The organism is [Mycobacterium] fortunisiensis, from assembly GCF_019050325.1.
GTDB classification, from domain to species: Bacteria; Actinomycetota; Actinomycetes; order Mycobacteriales; family Mycobacteriaceae; genus Mycobacterium; species Mycobacterium fortunisiensis.
The window spans coordinates 102,331-118,344 of the sequence record NZ_VOMB01000002.1 but is presented as its reverse complement, the minus strand read 5'-3'; the positions used below and the strand labels follow the sequence as shown (position 1 = coordinate 118,344).

14 protein-coding genes and 3 pseudogenes are annotated in these 16,014 nt (G+C 66.5%); 13 read left to right on the top strand and 4 right to left on the bottom strand.

Features of this window, described 5'->3' with window-relative positions; translation table 11 throughout:
- The first annotated feature begins 77 nt into the window (after positions 1-77).
- Together FR943_RS01035 and FR943_RS01030 are read left to right on the top strand one after the other, a co-directional pair.
- On the top strand, positions 78-2,240 hold the full coding sequence (locus FR943_RS01035) for an acyl-CoA dehydrogenase family protein (protein WP_217154438.1): 2,163 nt from the start codon (positions 78-80) through the stop codon (positions 2,238-2,240).
- Positions 2,241-2,510: 270 nt separating this feature from the next.
- Entirely contained in the window at positions 2,511-3,362 is an 852-nt protein-coding gene (locus FR943_RS01030) for an alpha/beta hydrolase (protein WP_217154733.1), read from the top strand.
- 15 nt (positions 3,363-3,377) lie between these two features.
- Here the strand turns inward: FR943_RS01030 and FR943_RS01025 are convergent, their stop codons facing one another.
- Both FR943_RS01025 and FR943_RS01020 read right to left on the bottom strand, forming a co-directional pair.
- Complete coding sequence (locus FR943_RS01025; RefSeq protein WP_372448055.1) at positions 3,378-3,629, bottom strand: hypothetical protein; 252 nt, start codon at positions 3,627-3,629, stop codon at positions 3,378-3,380.
- 47 nt (positions 3,630-3,676) lie between these two features.
- A pseudogene (locus tag FR943_RS01020) lies at positions 3,677-4,707 on the bottom strand (alpha/beta hydrolase).
- A gap of 69 nt (positions 4,708-4,776) precedes the next feature.
- Here FR943_RS01020 and FR943_RS01015 point away from each other — a divergent pair.
- Positions 4,777-5,479: pseudogene (locus FR943_RS01015) on the top strand (UdgX family uracil-DNA binding protein).
- Here the strand turns inward: FR943_RS01015 and FR943_RS01010 are convergent.
- Positions 5,395-6,153 (bottom strand): annotated as a pseudogene (locus tag FR943_RS01010) (Orn/Lys/Arg family decarboxylase); the annotation flags it as partial. The pseudogenes FR943_RS01015 and FR943_RS01010 sit on opposite strands and share 85 nt — an antisense overlap.
- Positions 6,154-6,322: 169 nt before the next feature.
- Here FR943_RS01010 and FR943_RS01005 point away from each other — a divergent pair.
- The 5 genes from FR943_RS01005 (at position 6,323) to FR943_RS00985 (ending at position 12,222) form a co-directional block, all read left to right on the top strand.
- The gene (locus FR943_RS01005; RefSeq protein ID WP_049234150.1) at positions 6,323-7,036 is read left to right on the top strand and encodes a hypothetical protein; all 714 of its coding nucleotides are present in this window, start codon (positions 6,323-6,325) and stop codon (positions 7,034-7,036) included.
- 64 nt (positions 7,037-7,100) lie between these two features.
- Positions 7,101-8,357 (top strand): helix-turn-helix domain-containing protein, encoded by a 1,257-nt coding sequence (locus tag FR943_RS01000; protein ID WP_070930154.1) that lies wholly within the window; start codon positions 7,101-7,103, stop codon positions 8,355-8,357.
- 22 nt (positions 8,358-8,379) lie between these two features.
- Positions 8,380-9,585: a tyrosine-type recombinase/integrase gene (locus FR943_RS00995; RefSeq protein ID WP_036435507.1), complete on the top strand. Its 1,206-nt coding sequence runs from the start codon at positions 8,380-8,382 to the stop codon at positions 9,583-9,585.
- A complete protein-coding gene (locus tag FR943_RS00990) occupies positions 9,572-11,812 on the top strand; it encodes a tyrosine-type recombinase/integrase (RefSeq protein WP_072279042.1) in 2,241 nt (746 codons plus the stop codon). The genes FR943_RS00995 and FR943_RS00990 overlap by 14 nt, the downstream gene beginning before the upstream one ends.
- Positions 11,809-12,222: a DUF6262 family protein gene (locus FR943_RS00985; protein ID WP_036432609.1), complete on the top strand. Its 414-nt coding sequence runs from the start codon at positions 11,809-11,811 to the stop codon at positions 12,220-12,222. The genes FR943_RS00990 and FR943_RS00985 overlap by 4 nt, the downstream gene beginning before the upstream one ends.
- An 80-nt stretch (positions 12,223-12,302) precedes the next feature.
- On the opposite strand, the gene FR943_RS00980 is transcribed toward FR943_RS00985, so the two are convergent.
- Positions 12,303-12,662, bottom strand: coding sequence for an Rv2640c family ArsR-like transcriptional regulator (locus FR943_RS00980; RefSeq protein ID WP_036432606.1), 360 nt, complete (start codon positions 12,660-12,662; stop codon positions 12,303-12,305).
- A 100-nt stretch (positions 12,663-12,762) separates the two neighbouring features.
- Here FR943_RS00980 and FR943_RS00975 point away from each other — a divergent pair, with 100 nt between their 5' ends.
- From FR943_RS00975 to FR943_RS00955, 5 genes are all read left to right on the top strand, one after another.
- Positions 12,763-13,239 (top strand): ArsI/CadI family heavy metal resistance metalloenzyme, encoded by a 477-nt coding sequence (locus tag FR943_RS00975; protein WP_036432603.1) that lies wholly within the window; start codon positions 12,763-12,765, stop codon positions 13,237-13,239.
- A 63-nt stretch (positions 13,240-13,302) separates the two neighbouring features.
- The gene (locus tag FR943_RS00970) at positions 13,303-13,815 is read left to right on the top strand and encodes a DinB family protein (RefSeq protein ID WP_036432600.1); all 513 of its coding nucleotides are present in this window, start codon (positions 13,303-13,305) and stop codon (positions 13,813-13,815) included.
- Between the two features lie 42 nt (positions 13,816-13,857).
- On the top strand, positions 13,858-14,238 hold the full coding sequence (locus FR943_RS00965) for an ArsR/SmtB family transcription factor (RefSeq protein WP_036432596.1): 381 nt from the start codon (positions 13,858-13,860) through the stop codon (positions 14,236-14,238).
- Positions 14,235-15,353 carry an ACR3 family arsenite efflux transporter gene (gene arsB / locus FR943_RS00960; RefSeq protein ID WP_036432593.1) on the top strand — a complete coding sequence of 373 codons (1,119 nt, stop codon included), beginning with the start codon at positions 14,235-14,237 and terminating at the stop codon, positions 15,351-15,353. The genes FR943_RS00965 and arsB overlap by 4 nt, the downstream gene beginning before the upstream one ends.
- Positions 15,346-16,014 (top strand): arsenate reductase ArsC, encoded by a 669-nt coding sequence (locus tag FR943_RS00955; protein WP_036432590.1) that lies wholly within the window; start codon positions 15,346-15,348, stop codon positions 16,012-16,014. Before arsB ends, FR943_RS00955 begins: the two co-directional genes overlap by 8 nt.

The window sequence follows — 16,014 nt, the reverse complement described above, 5'->3', positions numbered from 1 at the left end:
GACTTGTTCACCTGCCGCCAAAATGTGATCCGCAACACATCGACGTGGCCACCATGTCCCCGTTAGCTTCGCTAACCATGACGAAGTCTGCGCTGGCCATCACCGAAGAGCACCAGGATCTCGCCGACGCTGCGCTGGGACAGCTCAAGCGGTTCGACAGCCGCGCCGCCGCGCGCGCCACGCTGGAAAGCCCCGGGAGCTACCCCGACCAGATCTGGTCCGCCGGCGCCGAACTCGGCTGGAACGGGCTCGCGCTGGCCGAGGAGTACGGCGGGTCCGGGTTCGGTCTCTCGGAATTGTCCGTGGTGGCCGAAGTCGCCGGCCGTGAACTGTGCCCCGGGCCGTTCCTGCCCAGCGTGTCGGCCGCCGTCGTCATCGACCGCTACGCACCGGATTCCGTTCGGGCCGAACTACTTCCGGGCCTTGCCAGTGGCGCGACCGTAGGCGCACTCGGGCTGGCCGGCTCGGTGAGTGTCGGTGACGACGGCCGGCTCGGCGGGCAGGCCCGCGCGGTGTTGGGGGCGCCCGACGCCCACGTTCTCGTGCTGGCCGCCGGCGACGACGTCGTCATCGTGGACGCCACGGCCGACGGCGTCACCGTCACCGCCGAGGATTCGCTGGACCCCACCCGCAGCATCGGCGCGGTGGAGCTGCGCGCGGCGGCCGTCGACGACAGCCGGGTCCTGCGTGGCGCGGCCCGGGCGGCCCGCACCGTGTTCCGCATCCTCGGCTCGGCCGAGGCCGTCGGCGTCGCCTGGGCCGCACTGGACATGGCCGTCGAGTACGCCAAGGTGCGCGAGCAGTTCGGCCGCACCATCGGCACGTTCCAGGCCGTCAAGCACCACGCCGCCAACATGCTCGTCGACGCCGAGCAGACCACCGCCGCGGTGTGGGACGCCGCCCGCGCCGACGATCTCGACGGGGCCTGGTTCGCCGCCGCGGTGGCCGCCGCGCACGCGATCCGGGCGCAGATCTTCTGTGCGCAGAACAACGTTCAGCTGCACGGCGGTATCGCCTTCACCTGGGAGCACGACGCGCACCTCTACCTGCGCCGGGCCCGGACCCTGGCCGCGGTGCTCGGTGACGGCGCCGATCCGCTGGTCGACGTCGTCGACGGACAGCGCAGCGGGCAGGCGCACGGGGCCTCCTTCGCGCTCCCGGACGAGGCGGAGCAGTACCGGCAGGACGCCCGGGCCGCCGCATCGGCGGTGCAGGCCCTGCCCGAGGACAAGCGCCGCGACTACCTCGTCGACTCGGGCTACCTGGTACCGCATTGGCCCAAGCCCTATGGCCGTGCGGCAAATGTGTTGGAACAGTTGGTGATCGAGGAAGAATTCATCGACGTCAAGCGCGCCGACATGGGGATCACCGGCTGGGTGACCCTGACCATCGCCCAGGCCGGGACCGACGAGCAGCGCGAGCGCTGGGTGGAGCCGGTGCTGCGCGGGCAGGTCATGTGGTGCCAGCTGTTCTCCGAGCCCGGTGCCGGTTCGGATGCGGCCGCGGTGCGTACCTCGGCCAAGAAGGTCGACGGCGGCTGGCGGGTCACCGGGCAGAAGGTGTGGACCAGCCTGGCCCAGCACTGCCAGTGGGGACTGGCCACCGTGCGCACCGATCCCGACGCACCCAAGCACGCCGGCGTCACGATGATGGCGATCGACATGAAAGCCCCTGGGGTGACGGTGAATCCGCTGCGCGGGCTGACCGGTGACGCGCACTTCAACGAGGTGTTCTTCGACGACGTGTTCGTGCCGGACGCCGACGTGGTGGGCGACGTGAACAAGGGTTGGCTCGTGGCCCGGGCCACCCTGGGCAACGAGCGGATCTCGATCGGTGGCGGCTCGGCGGCGCCGACCGGATTCGACGCCGACGAGCTGGTGGCGCTCATCGATGCCGATCCCGACGGCGCGCGCTATGTCCGCCGGGCCGGTGAGGTGATCGCCGTGGGGCACACGCTGCGGCTGTTGAACCTGCGCCGGGTCAGCCGCGCCATCGCCGGAGCCGAGCCGGGCCCCGAGGGCAACGTGACCAAACTGCTGGTGGCCGAGCATTCTCAGCACCTCACCGAGCTCGGCATGGATCTGGTCGGCACCGCCGGGGTGACCGGTCAGACGCCGAAGCTGACCCGGGCCTACCTCGGCAACCGGGCCATGACCATCGCCGGCGGTACTTCGGAGATCACCCGCAACACCATCGCCGAGCGCATCCTGGGCCTGCCCCGCGACCCGCTGCTCAAGTAGTTGCACCGCGAGCGTGCGCGTTTGCCCCCCGACACGCCATGTCAGGACAGCAATTTGCGCACGTTCGCGGCGGCGCGACCGGGCGAGAAGTCGCCGATCGTCAGATCTGTGGTCACGGGCGCCGGTGTGAAGCGTCGCCCATCGGGTGACTCACGGACTGCGGCCAACCCGATCGCGACGTTGTTGTCGGCTTCGACACCGGCTGCCCCGACGGCACGGTAGAAAAGACGTGTGACCTCCAGCACCGCGTTTCATCCCGACCTCGAGCGCATGGCTCGCTTCATCCCCCGCCAGCTGGTGACCAGGCGTTCGCTGCCGTTGCTGCAACGGCTGACCGGGTTGCAGAACCGCCAGACACCCAAGGATGTCGAGGTCCTGACGCTCACCTCGGGTGTGGGCGTCCGGTTGTACCGTCCCGCCGGTGTCACCGCGCCGACGCCGGCCCTGCTGTGGATCCACGGCGGCGGGTACGTCCTGGGCAGCCCGGCCCAGGACGACGCCCTGTGCCGACGCTTCGCCAGGGAACTCGGGGCCACCGTGGCTGCAGTCAAGTACCGCCTGGCCCCGCAAAACCCCTACCCGGCCGGGTTGGAAGACTGCTACGACGCCCTGAAATGGCTCGCCGGTCTACCCGCGGTCGATCCGACGCGGGTCGCGGTGGCCGGGGCCAGCGCTGGCGGCGGTCTGGCCGCCGCCCTGGCCCTGCTGGCGCGCGACCGCGGCGAGGTACCGCTCGCCGCCCAGATCCTCGTGTACCCGATGCTCGACGACCGCTCGGTGGGTCCACACCTCGAGAACCCCGGGCATCGGCTGTGGACCCAGGGCAGCAACAAGTTCGGTTGGTCCGCCTATCTCGGTGCGGCCGACCCGGCGGTCGCGGTGCCCGGACGCCGCACCGACTTGGCCGGGTTGCCCCCGGCCTGGATCGGGGTGGGAACCCTTGACCTGTTCCACGACGAAGACATGGCCTACGCCGAGCGCCTCCGCGCCGCCGGGGTCGACTGCCAGGTCGAAGAGGTGTACGGCGCCTTCCACGGCTTCGACCAGATCGCGGCGAAAACCCCGGTGGCCCAAGCCTTCATGGCCAGCCAGTGCGCCGCGCTGCGGGCCGCCTTCGGCTGACACCCGCCGCGGTCGTCACGGCACCACGGAGTAGAACGACTCGTCGCCCTCGTCGCCCTCGTCACGCCGACGGCCCCCGGCGGGCTGCTCAGGTTCCTCGGCAGCCAGCTTGCGGTCCAGTGTCTCGTCCTCTTCGGCCCGGTCGGCGCCGTGCCACTCCTCGGGGGGATCCACCACTTCGTCGCCGTCGGCGTTGGCGAGCTCGTCGGAGTCCGTCGACTCGCTCGGCGACAAGGTGTCGTCAGGTCCCATATCCGTGTCACTCATCAAAACCTCCGAACCAGGCTGGAAAAAACCGATTTCGGCGTCGTCGGTCAACTGACATCTGCCGCCGGATACCCGAGGCCGCCCGCCGGCAAACGCAACGTCCGGGGTGCCGAAGCCCTGGCCGTCACGCCTTTGACGAAGTCGCCCAGATAACCGAGCGCCCGCCGTCCCTCCGGCAGGATGTCGGCCGCCAACGGAAAGTCGTGGATCTGTCCCCGCCACACGTGCAGCTCGCACAAAACCTGAGCGTCCGCCAGCCGCTGGGCCGCCAATTCCGAATCCACCAACAAAGATTCGTCCGCACTGACGTGGATCATCACCGGCGGCAGCCCGAACAGATCTGCCGTGGCCGGATCGATCGGTTCTGCGCCGCCACGGCACCGGCTTCGGCTCACGCGGCGGGCAAAGGCGGAGAATGCCGCTGCGGTGAACATCGAACAGCGGGCGATGTTGTGGTGGGCCAGCTTGCCGCCGGGTCCAGATCGATCAGGGGTGAGATCGCAGCCAGCCCGGCCGCCGGGACGACGCCGCGAGCCAGTGCCTTCAGCGTCGCCGCGAAGGCCAGATAACCGCCCGCGGAATCACCGGCTATCACCACCCGGTCCGGGCCATAACCTCGCTGCCGCAACCACGACAAGCCGGCCAGCGCATCGTCAACGGCGTCGGCCAGGCCGCAGGCGGGCAACATCCGATAGCCGACGTTGAGCACCGCGGCGTCGGCCGTGGCCGACAATCGCGCCGCCAGCGCGCGATGCGTGTTGAGCCCACAGGTCAGAAACGCCCCGCCGTGCAGGTACAGAATCGCGGTGCGCGCTGAAGCGCCCTGGGCCCGCACCACTTCGGCGGGACAGTTCGGCAACCTCACCGGGCGCACCGACGCGGTGAGACGACCGGGAACAAGTCCGACGATCCGGTCGATCGAGCCCAGCGGCCAGGCCAGCCCCGGCTGTAATGCCCACGCCCGCACCACGTTCTTCACAGCCACTCGACAGCCGGCTCCCAGTGCCACGGCTTCCACGCTTCGTCTGCGGTGCAGTATCCGCTTGCCTACGACCTGTTCCCCGGTCATGTCAACCATCTCCTGTTGTACGAGAACCGAATACCCGTCACAGGCGTGGCGAAACGCCGCACCGGGTATTCCGGACCCATGGGTGGAGCCCAGGAGTTCGTCCCCGCCACGCATGATCTGGGGGAGCTGGCCGCGGCGGCCCGGCACTGTGAAAGGTGCTCGCTGTACCGCGATGCCACCCAGACCGTGTTCGGGGCCGGGCCGGCGTCGGCTCGAGTCGTCCTGATCGGCGAGCAGCCCGGCGACCGCGAGGACCGCGCCGGGGCGCCGTTCGTCGGTCCGGCCGGCCGGGTGCTGGACAAAGCGCTGGCCACCGCACAGATCGAGCGGGACGAGCTGTATCTGACCAACGCGGTCAAACATTTCAAGTTCACCGCCGCCGAACGCGGCAAGCGACGCATCCACAAGACCCCCCAGCCGTACCGAAGTGGTGGCCTGCCGCCCGTGGATTCTTGCTGAATTGGACTCGGTGGCACCGCAAGCCGTGGTGCTGCTCGGTGCCACCGCGGCCAAGTCCCTGCTGGGCAACGACTTTCGTCTCACTCACCATCGCAGCGAGATCCTGCACGCCGACGGGCTGGAATCGTGCGGGGATCCGGCGCTGGTGGCGACGATTCACCCGTCCGCAGTGCTGCGCGGGCCCGCGGAAACTCGAGAGCAGGCCTTCGACGGGCTGGTCGCCGACCTTCGGCTGGCCTATGCGGTGACCCGAACGGTGCGCAACTCCGGATCGGCCGGATCCGGCAAATTCATCCCCGCCGCCAGCCCGGTACACAGGTAATCCAACACGGCCTGGTTGAGCCGTTCACCGGGGACCACCGCCGGGATGCCCGGCGGATACGGGGTGATCTGCTCAGCAGAATTCCGGCCGACGGCCTGCTGCACCGGAACGTCCTCGACCGGGCCGAAGAATGCGTCGCGCGGCGCCATCACCGATTCCAGTTCCAGCTCTTCGGGAGTGGGCAGATCGATCCGGGGTGGCGGATCGAAATCATGTGCGGCCTTGCGCCACAGTTTGAGTGCCTCGACCAGCCGGCCCGCGGTGTCGGGCCCGTCGGCCAGCGACATGGTGGCCAGCACCCGGCGGTGGTCGGACATCCCCAGATCGAGCTGGCAGTACTCCCGCAGCCAGTCGGCCGCCTGATACCCGGAGCATCCGGTGCCCGAGACGTCGATCAACACCTGCAACCGGTCCAGATCATGAGACGCCTGCTCCCCCAGCAACTCGTCGTCCAGCACCTCGATGTCGTCGATCTCCTCGATCTCGCGTCGGGTATCGCGCGCCAATTCCAGTGCGGCGCCCATCAATTCGTGACCATACTGCACCATTTGGCGACGCCATCCGTCGATCGCGCTGTACACCAGGACATTCGGGCTCGTCGTCATCAACAGGTCGGCGCAGGCCGACAACCGGTTCTGGTCCACCAGGTCGCCCTGCAGGTGGAAAACCGAACCCGGACCTTATCAGGCGTTAAATTCTCAAAACACGCCTTAAAGGTGTGTTGAAGTGCAGTTTTATCCACGCATACATGTAACCTATTAGGTATGAGCAGCCAAAATTTTGCCGACCGGCAGCGGCGTGGCGCGAGGTTGAGTGTGGGATACCGGGGTAAATGTTTACCCCATGGAACTACACGACGATCCTCAGCAGTTGGTGGAGGAACTCGTCCGGCAGCATGCTCAGGTTTTGGGCGAGGCGCATGGGGATCTGGCTGCGCGGCATCCGGAAGTCCCAGATCGTTTTGTCGATCAGGGCAGCAATGTGCGACCGATCACGGTGTCGTGCTCGGTGTTGGAAACGTTTCTGCTATCGCGGTTACGGCGGGAGACTCCCGATTCGACTCTAAAAGTCAAGGCGGGCAACGGGATGGGAGTTCTTCTGCTCGACGGGAAGGGCTCGCGGATTTATGTGCGCAAGCATCCGCGCAATCGGCGGACTGGTCAGCTGATCGAGACTGTGCCGTTTGTGCCGGGTGGGGAGCAGTACAGCATCGAGGAGGTGCTGGGTCACCCGATCGGTGGCGAAGAGGGTATTCCCGAGCCGCAGAAGTATCGGGAATACCTGTTGTGGTGGCCGGACGGTCGCGGGTTTTTCGGCGGCGCGGTCCTCGCGGCGGGACTACTCCTCGACAATGTGGAGGTTCTTTACGGTCGGACACCGTTGCCGCCGCCGATCATGGAGGACCGCTCATTCAATGTTGGTCTCGGCGGGAGCCGTCGGGAGGGCGCGGGACCGGGGACTTTCGGGACACGGCGCCGCGACGACGACTTCGCCGAGGTCGACGAGGACGCTGCGAGCGATCAGGACGAGGAGGACGGTCCGCCGAAATCGTCGTAGCCATCGTGCACAGTGTTGGGTGCATGTGGGTTTCCCAACCCGGTGACGTTGAATTGAGCGCACGATGATTGAGGTTTTTGGTGCACGGGTCCGGCAGGCCCGGTTGTTGAGGCGGATGACGGCACGGTCGGTGGTGGAAGCCACAGGCTGGAGTACGTCACGGCAGTCCCAGATTGAGAAGTCGCTGACGGTGCGGCTCGACGACGGCGATGTTGCGTTGCTGGCGGGGTTGTTCCGGTTTCCTGCAGCGTTTTTCAGCTCGGAGCCGCGGACACGGATCACCGCGAACGAGTTGCTGTTTCGGGCGCCGAAGTCAATGACGTTGGGTGAGCAGGAGTTTCTGGCGACGTTCGCGTCGTTGGCAGGCGATTTTCTCGGTGAGCTCGATGGCCGGTCGAAGCTGCCTCCGGTGAAGGTTCCGACGGTCAGTCCCGATGAGCTGGCACACAGTTCGATCACGGTGGCCGCAGCACGTCTGCGTGAGGCGATGGGACTGGAACCCGATGAGCCGCTTGACGATTTGATGTATGAGGCCGAGCGGCTGGGTGCTCCGGTGATTGTCCGGCGCCGGGTCGCCGGTGAATGGGAAAGCGAATTCGCCGCTACCGGTGGGCGTTCTCGTGATGAGCGGCATTTGGGGTATTCGAGTTGGGTGGGCCGGTTACGGGACCGGCCGCTGCTGGTGTTGAGGGATAGCGACTCGTGGGAGCGGACCCGGTTCACGGTCGCCCATGAGCTCGGTCATTTGGTGTTGCACAGTCACGCCTATTGCTCGGTCAGTGCCGCCGACGAGTTGGAGGCAAACCGGTTCGCGACCGAGTTGTTGGCCCCGGCAGGGGTCATCGCCGGTGAGTTGCCGCGGGTGATGTCGCTGTTGAATCTGCGTCCGCTCAAAGCCAAGTGGGGTCTGTCGTTGGGGTCGTTGATCATGCATCTGCGGGATTCGGGGCTGATCGCGCCGGATCGGGCGAAAATGTTGACCACCCAGCTGCATTCACGGATCAACCCGGATACCGGGCACACGTGGGGTATGACGGAACCGGGGTGGGCTGACCGCGTCCCGGAGCGGCCCCGGCTGCTGCGTAAGTGGGTGGAGCGCTGCTACGGCGGCGCGTCGGTGCGGATGCTGAGCGCCCGGGATTCGATGATCTATCCCGCTGATGTGCTGGATTGGTTTTTGGCCACGCAGCGGCCGGCGCCGGCGGCCGAGCATAATCCGGTCGCGGCCAGTGTCGGCCATGGCCGCACCGCGGCCCCACCGGCCGATGGCGGCTCCCAGGTGATCCGGTTGGACGATTTCCGTAAGGGCAGGCCATCGTGAATGTGGTGGGGTGCGGCTGACGGTGGCACAGGTGCAGCGGGTGCGCTTTGAGGACCGGCCACCCACCTACACGGTGGTCGGCGTCGACAAGCTGCCCGTGGCCCCGGCGCGCGAGTACCTGACGTTTCTGCGCAACCAAGGGGGCTCACCGAACACGCTGCGCGCCTATGCCTATGGGCTGGCGGCGTGGTGGACGGTGCTGGAGGGTACCGGTACCGCGTGGGATGACTTCCCCACCAGTCTGTTTGGCCAGTTCCTGGCTTATCTGCGCACCGGGGATCTGCCTGGGGTGGCCCGTATCGGTGAACCGGAGCAGAGATTGGCCGAATCCTCGCTGCTGCCGCGCAGTGCGGCGGTGTTGTCGATGTACCGGTATTTCGCCAATGCCCATGACCTGGTGCGCCCCTACCGGCGGTTGTACGCCAGTCATGCTCGTACGTCCCGGCGGGGCCGCTATGCACCGTTTCTGGCCGGGGTCGGCCCGAAACGCGAGCAGGACGGGCCGATTCACCGGCTCCGCGGCCTGCAGCGCGCCGAAACACCGGTGCTGCTGCCGGTGCAGGTCAACGCCATCTTGGATGCGTGCAGTGTCCAGACGGTCTCGGGTGAATGGTCGGGCGGCGGGGCGGGGCTGCGTGACCGGTTGTTCTTCGCGGTGTTGGCCGAAACCGGGATGCGGCTCGGTGAGGCGTTGTCGTTGCGCCACAGTGATTTTGATATTGCCGGTGGCGGTACCCCATCGGTGATGGTGGCGGGCCGTGATGATCATCCGCACGGGGTGCGCGCGAAATCGGGCCCGCGCCGGATTTACATCGGCGACGATCTGGTCGCCCTCTACACCGAGTACGTGTGGCAGTTGGTGGCCGCCGGCGCGGATGTCACGGTCGGCGATCTGGCGTCGTGTTTCGTGTTTGTCAACCTGGTGCGAGGCGTGCGCTATGCCCCGCTGCGACCGGAAACCATCTACGACAAGGTGGATCTGATCACCGCGCGCCGAACCGGCGTGCTGCCTGAGCAGTGGACGCCGCACTGGCTGCGCCACACCCACGCCACCGCGTTGTTGCTGGCTGGGGTGGATGTGCATGTGGTGATGCGTCGTCTCGGTCACGCCGACGTGCAGACCACGTTGTCGACCTACGGGTGGGTGACCGCCGACGCCGAGATGCGCACGCTGGCCGAATGGAAGAACTATGTCGCTGGGTGGAAGGTGAACCGTGACGGGCAATGACAGTCCTGCACCAGCGCATACCCCACCGACGCGCGGTGCCGCCGGGGATCGGTGGACACAGCAGTGGCAACAAGTGCCGCCGCAGTGGCGCAGGCTGGTCTATCACCTGGATACCGGCCCGGCCAACACGGTCTTTCAGCGCAACCCGCGCTACCGGCCCACCCCGGACGGCCACGACTTCACCCCGCAGGGTGTGCCGCAACGGTTGTGCGAGGAGCTCGCGTGGTGGGTGTGGCTGTGTGGACACGAAGAACGTCGCAAGATCGAACCGTCGCTGCTGAAATGGACCAGCGGTGCACTGAGCATCGCCGCCGCCGACTACCACCAACGGCACCGGCGTTACCCGGTCAGTGTCGCTGATCTGAGCGCCGAGGCCATCGTGCGTCACGGGGTACGCGAGTTCGAGCGCCGCACCGGTCGGCTGCCCTCGGCCGGGTTTCGGCGCAACGTGGCCAGTTTCATCGAGCACCTGCACCTGTACGTGTCGGTCCGCTGCACCGACCGGCCATGGTGGGCTCATGACATCTGGGATCTGGACGCTGATCCCCGCATCCCGCAGCGTGAGCACGAACCCTGCCATGACCAGGTTGCCCGCCTCGGAGGGATCGAACCGGTCTGGCTGCGTGAAGGGGTGCGGTTCTGGCTGCGCACCTGTTTGACGGCTGAACTGCTGCGCTGGTCGTCGGTGATCGGCCGCACCCGCGGCATCACCCGCCATCTGGGTCCATTCTTGGTCGAACGCGGGATCGATGATCCGGTGATCAGCACCGACCGGGCGGCGCTGCGGCTGGTGTTCACCGAGTTCACCGAATACCTCAAATCACCTGCCGCGCGGGCCAAACCGGAGCGTCCGCTGTCGGCGGCGACGATCGCGGTCGTCCAGTCCAAGATTCAGATGTTCTACACGTTCATGGTGGACCATGCCGAGGAAGCCGCGGCAGCGACCGGAGATCCTCGCTGGAGCCGGTTGACCGACACCCATACCCGGTTGTGGGGTGCGGCGTTTCGCAGCCGACGCCCTACCGGCGGCCGGGAGCTGACCTGGTTTTCGACCGCCGAGCTGCAGCGGATGCTGTGCTATCTCGACGTGCTGGCCGCCGATGCGGGCAAACCGGTGGTCATCACCCATCCCGATTCCACCATCTCGGTCGTGGCTGGTCTCGGCGATCCGCAAGCGGCCCGGATCTGGCTGCTGCAAGCGTTGACCGGGCGCCGGGCCTCGGAGATTCTGATGCTCGATTTCGACCCGCTGCAGCCGATCCCGGGGCATGACCGCCCCGCGGGAGCCACCGACGTTCCCGATGGGTTCGTGGCCAAACTGCGTTACCAGCAGACCAAAGTCGACGGGGTGGTGCCCACCATTCTGGTCGAGCAGGCCGTGGTCAACGTGATCAGCGAACAGCAAGACTGGATCCGGCGGCGTTACCCGGATTTGGAGACGAAGTACCTGTTCCTCGGGGTGCGCTACCAGCACCAGGGCCAACGACCACGCAGCTATGACTCCTACAGCCGGATCCTCAATCGGCTCGACAACATCCACGGTCTCACCGACACCGCCGGCCACCCGCTGCGGTTCTCCCAGACCCACCGGCTGCGCCACACCCGGGCCACCGAGCTGCTCAACGACGGCGTCCCGATCCATGTGGTGCAGCGCTATCTCGGACACGCCTCCCCGGCGATGACCCTGCGCTATGCCGCCACCCTGCAAGCGACCGCCGAAGCGGAGTTCCTGCGGCACAAAAAGATCGGCGCCCATGGCACCGATATCACCATCAGCCCGTCCGACATCTACGACATGACCCAGCTCTCGGCCCGCACCGACCGGGTGCTGCCCAACGGGGTATGCCTGCTGCCACCGGTAGCCACCTGCGACAAAGGCAACGCCTGCTTGTCATGCGGGCATTTCGCCACCGACGCCACCCACCTCGACGAACTGGTCGACCAACGCGCCAGGACCCTGAAACTGATCGACGTCCGCCGCGAACAGTACCGTGCCCGCACCGGGCGCGAGCTCACCGACGACAACGTGTGGATCCATGAGCGTCGACGCGAAATCGCCTCCCTGGACGCCATCCTCGACCGGCTCCACCGCGACGACGTGACCGATGACGGCGCAAACAGCGTCGCCGGTGCGGGTACCGCCAACCGGGCACCCACGATGCAGACTGCTGCCCGCGGAAGCCACGAATCAGTGTTGCGCAAGGCTGACCCGGACACGCCGCGATGAGTCGCCCCAAGCCGCCGCCACCCACCCAGAAAGCACTGAATGCGCTGGCCGAATACCGCGACGGCCGCAGCGATGAGAAGCGGCGTGCCGTCGAAAAAGCGATCGCCTACCTGCGCAAGACCAACGCCGACATCAACTTCTCCACCGTGTCCCGCCGCGCCAAGGTGTCCCGCAAGACCATCTACAAACACGACGACCTGGTGGCCCTCATCAAGCAGTACCGCGACCGCCCCGCCGCCCGCCAGCCAGCACCGGCCGGCCGCGAAACCAGCATCGACGCTGCGCTGCGCCACCGGCTCGCCGCCAAAGACAAAGAGATCGCCGCACTCAAAGCCACCGTGGCAGAACAACAATCAACGATCGAGCTGCTCTACGGCCAACTCGACACCCTTCACGAACAGATCACCTGATCATCTCACCGTGGGGCGGTCATTCCGGAGCATCCCAGCTGACCCGCGCGCGCGGCGACGGTGTCCAGCTCACCTGTCGGCTAAGTGCAGCAGTCGGGGTCGAGCACCACGCAGAGTGCTTGGAGCGCTTCGGGTTTGACGCGGTGAAAGACGTTCATGCCGCGACGGTCGGAGATCACCAGCCCGGCTTTGCGGAGTTGGCCCAGGTGGTGGCTGACGGTGGATTCGCTCAAGTCGAGCGCCCCGGCCAGTTCCCCGCTGGTCTCCTCGCCGGGGCGCGAACTGAACAGTAGAGACATGATTTTGACCCGCATCGGGTCGGCGAGCGCCTTCAGGCGCATCGCCACCGCCAGGGCGTCGTCGTCGCTGATCGGGCCCGCGGCTACCGGGGCGCAGCATACCGGCGCGGACATGTCGATCACGGGCAGCGCTTTGGGCATGACCCCATCCTGCCACCAATCTTGACATATATCAAAAAGGTGGCATCCTGAGGTCGACGCGTCAATTCGATATATGTCTCAGCCCTAGAGGAGGCGGATTATGTCCCGTGTTCAACTCGCCCTCAATGTTGATGATCTCGATGAGGCGATCACGTTCTACTCCAAGCTGTTCAACACCACTCCGGCGAAGGTGAAGCCGGGCTATGCCAACTTCGCCGTCACCGAGCCGCCGCTGAAGCTGGTGCTGCTGGAAAACCCCGGTAAGGGCGGCACCATCAACCACCTCGGCGTCGAGGTGGAGTCCAGGGAAGCCGTCCATGCCGAGATCGCCCGGCTGACCGGCGAGGGGCTGTTCACCGACGAGGAGATCGGCACCACCTGTTGCTTCGCCACCCAGGACAAGGTCTGGGTGACCGGCCCGGCCGGGGAGAAATGGGAGGTCTACACCGTGCTGGCCGACTCCGACACATTCGGCGCCAGCCCACAGCACCTCGACGAATCCAGTGAGGGTGACGGTGATGTGTGCTGCGGCGGCGCATCCAAGGAGTCAGATCAAGCCGCAGCATCCTGCTGCTAGCCGACCGTTCGCGACCTGCCGCGGCCGTGGCCACACGGGCCGCGGTAGGCGCATGATCGGGGCATGGACCGCGACGCCATCGCTGCCGATCTGGAGCGCGCGCGTGTCACGTTTCACCAGCTACTGGCGGCCGCCGGTCCCGACGACTGGGGCGCCCCGACGCGCGGAACCCGTTGGACCAACGAGCAATTGCTGTTCCACATGGTGTTCGGCTACATGGTCGTGCAGCGACTGCTGCCCCTGGTGCGGGTGATGGGCCGACTGCCTGACCGCGTCAGCGTCACCTACGCCCGGGTGCTCAACGCCGCGACCACGCCGTTTCATCACGTCAACTACTACGGATCGTGTGCCGCCGCCCTGGTTTACAACCGGGTCAGGATGGGCGCCAAACTCGACCGGGTCATCGCCGCGCTGCAACAACGACTCGCCCGAGAAACCGACGACTCCCTGCGCCGCGGCATGCACTTCCCGCCGGGATGGGATCCGTTCTTCTCCGATTACATGACGCTCGAAGACGTCTACCGCTACCCAGGGCGCCATTTCGACTTCCACGCGGCCCAGCTCATCTTCACCTGACGTTCATTTGCCATCTGATTCGATAGCTGTCAATATCGATGTATGTCGAAGTCCCGGGAGATGTTGGCCGATCAAGTGTGTTGCCCTCCGGGCGCCCTGCTGCACGAACCCATATCGGCGGCGGTGGCGGCGGATATGGCGGTCAAGCTCAAGGCGCTGGCCGATCCGGTGCGGCTGCAGCTGTTCTCGGCGATCGCCAGCCACGCCGGCAGCGAGGCCTGCGTCTGTGACATCTCACCCGGGCTGGAAGTCTCCCAGCCGACCATCAGCCATCACCTCAAAGTGCTGCGGGACGCTGGATTGCTGACCTCGCAGCGCCGGGCGTCGTGGGTGTATTACGCCGTGGTGCCCGAAGCGCTGGCCAGCCTGGCCGTGCTCCTCGGCGCGACCACCGCCCACACCGTGGCGGGAGTATCGGCATGACCGACACCACCACATCCCCTCCAGCGGTCGTCGGCAAGCTCTCCACCCTCGACCGGTTCCTGCCCTTATGGATCGGCGCGGCCATGGTCGCAGGGCTGCTGCTGGGCCGCTGGATCCCCGGCCTGAACACCGCTCTGGAAAAGGTTCAGATCGACGGGATTTCGCTGCCGATCGCCCTGGGCCTGTTGATCATGATGTATCCGGTGCTGGCGAAAGTCCGCTACGACCGCCTCGACACCGTCACCGGCGACCGCAAACTCCTGCTCTCCTCACTGGTCCTGAACTGGGTGCTCGGACCCGCGCTGATGTTCGCACTCGCCTGGCTGCTACTGCCCGACCTGCCCGAATACCGCACCGGCCTGATCATCGTCGGACTGGCCCGCTGCATCGCCATGGTCATCATCTGGAACGACCTGGCCTGCGGAGACCGCGAAGCCGCCGCCGTCCTCGTCGCGCTCAACTCGATCTTCCAAGTCATCATGTTCGCCGTGCTGGGCTGGTTCTACTTGTCGGTGTTGCCCGGCTGGCTCGGCCTGGAACAAACCACCATCGACACCTCACCGTGGCAGATCGCCAAATCCGTACTCATCTTCCTCGGCATCCCGCTATTGGCCGGCTACCTGTCCCGCCGCATCGGCGAGAAAACCAAGGGCCGCGACTGGTATGAGGCCAAGTTCCTACCGACGATCGGCCCATGGGCCCTCTACGGTCTGCTGTTCACCATCGTGATTCTCTTTGCCCTGCAAGGCGATCAGATCACCCACCAACCCTGGGACGTCGCCCGCATCGCCCTACCTCTGTTGGCGTACTTCGCCGTCATGTGGGGCGGGGGCTACCTGCTCGGCACGCTGTTGGATCTGGGTTATGAGCGCACCACCACCCTGGCGTTCACCGCCGCCGGCAACAACTTCGAACTGGCCATCGCCGTGGCGATCGCCACCTACGGCGCCACCTCCGGCCAAGCGCTGGCCGGGGTCGTCGGCCCGCTCATCGAAGTCCCGGTCCTGGTCGGATTGGTCTACGTCTCGCTGGCGCTACGTAATCGGTTCAGCCACCACACCTCCCAACACCTGCCCACCGGCTCGACGACGAGAACGGAACCAGCCGATGACTGACAGCCCCGTCACCCACCAACTGCGCCACGACCTCTCCATCGACCAACAACTCGCCCTGAAAACCGCGGCGAGCCGTCTGCACGGCGAGTTCGACGGCACCTTCGGCACCGAAACCATCGAACGGTTCCTCTGCTCGTCCTACGACCAGTTCGCCGGCCGCGCCACCATTCCCAACTTCCTGCCGCTGCTGGCCGAACGGTTCGCCCGCCAGCGCCTCCACGCCCTGGCCCGGGTGGAAGGCAAGATCAGCGACGGCAAACCGACCGTCCTGTTCCTATGCACCCACAACGCCGGCCGCTCCCAGATGGCCCTCGGCTTCTTCACCCACCTGGCCGGCGACAACGCGATCGCCTGGTCCGGAGGGTCAGAACCCGGCAACGAGATCAACCCCGCCGCCATCGAGGCCATGCACGAAGTCGGGATCGACATCACCGGCGAATACCCCAAACCCTGGACCGACGAAATCGTGCAAGCCGCCGACGTCGTCATCACCATGGGCTGCGGCGACGCCTGCCCCATCTTCCCCGGAAAACGCTACGAAAACTGGGAACTCCCCGACCCCGCCGGCCAAGGCCTCGACGCGGTCCGCCCGATCCGCGACGACATCGAAGAACGCATCCACCGACTCCTGACCGATCTGAACGTGCCCATCACCCGCTAA

Bases quoted from the DNA above. Each gene is read 5' to 3' on its own strand.
- FR943_RS01035 (WP_217154438.1), top strand. From the start codon at position 78: ATGACGAAGTCTGCGCTGGCCATCACCGAAGAGCACCAGGATCTCGCC.
- FR943_RS01030 (WP_217154733.1), top strand. From the start codon at position 2,511: ATGGCTCGCTTCATCCCCCGCCAGCTGGTGACCAGGCGTTCGCTGCCG.
- FR943_RS01025 (WP_372448055.1), bottom strand. From the start codon at position 3,629: ATGAGTGACACGGATATGGGACCTGACGACACCTTGTCGCCGAGCGAG.
- FR943_RS01005 (WP_049234150.1), top strand. From the start codon at position 6,323: ATGGAACTACACGACGATCCTCAGCAGTTGGTGGAGGAACTCGTCCGG.
- FR943_RS01000 (WP_070930154.1), top strand. From the start codon at position 7,101: ATGATTGAGGTTTTTGGTGCACGGGTCCGGCAGGCCCGGTTGTTGAGG.
- FR943_RS00985 (WP_036432609.1), top strand. From the start codon at position 11,809: ATGAGTCGCCCCAAGCCGCCGCCACCCACCCAGAAAGCACTGAATGCG.
- FR943_RS00980 (WP_036432606.1), bottom strand. From the start codon at position 12,662: ATGCCCAAAGCGCTGCCCGTGATCGACATGTCCGCGCCGGTATGCTGC.
- FR943_RS00975 (WP_036432603.1), top strand. From the start codon at position 12,763: ATGTCCCGTGTTCAACTCGCCCTCAATGTTGATGATCTCGATGAGGCG.
- FR943_RS00970 (WP_036432600.1), top strand. From the start codon at position 13,303: ATGGACCGCGACGCCATCGCTGCCGATCTGGAGCGCGCGCGTGTCACG.
- FR943_RS00965 (WP_036432596.1), top strand. From the start codon at position 13,858: ATGTCGAAGTCCCGGGAGATGTTGGCCGATCAAGTGTGTTGCCCTCCG.
- arsB (WP_036432593.1), top strand. From the start codon at position 14,235: ATGACCGACACCACCACATCCCCTCCAGCGGTCGTCGGCAAGCTCTCC.
- FR943_RS00955 (WP_036432590.1), top strand. From the start codon at position 15,346: ATGACTGACAGCCCCGTCACCCACCAACTGCGCCACGACCTCTCCATC.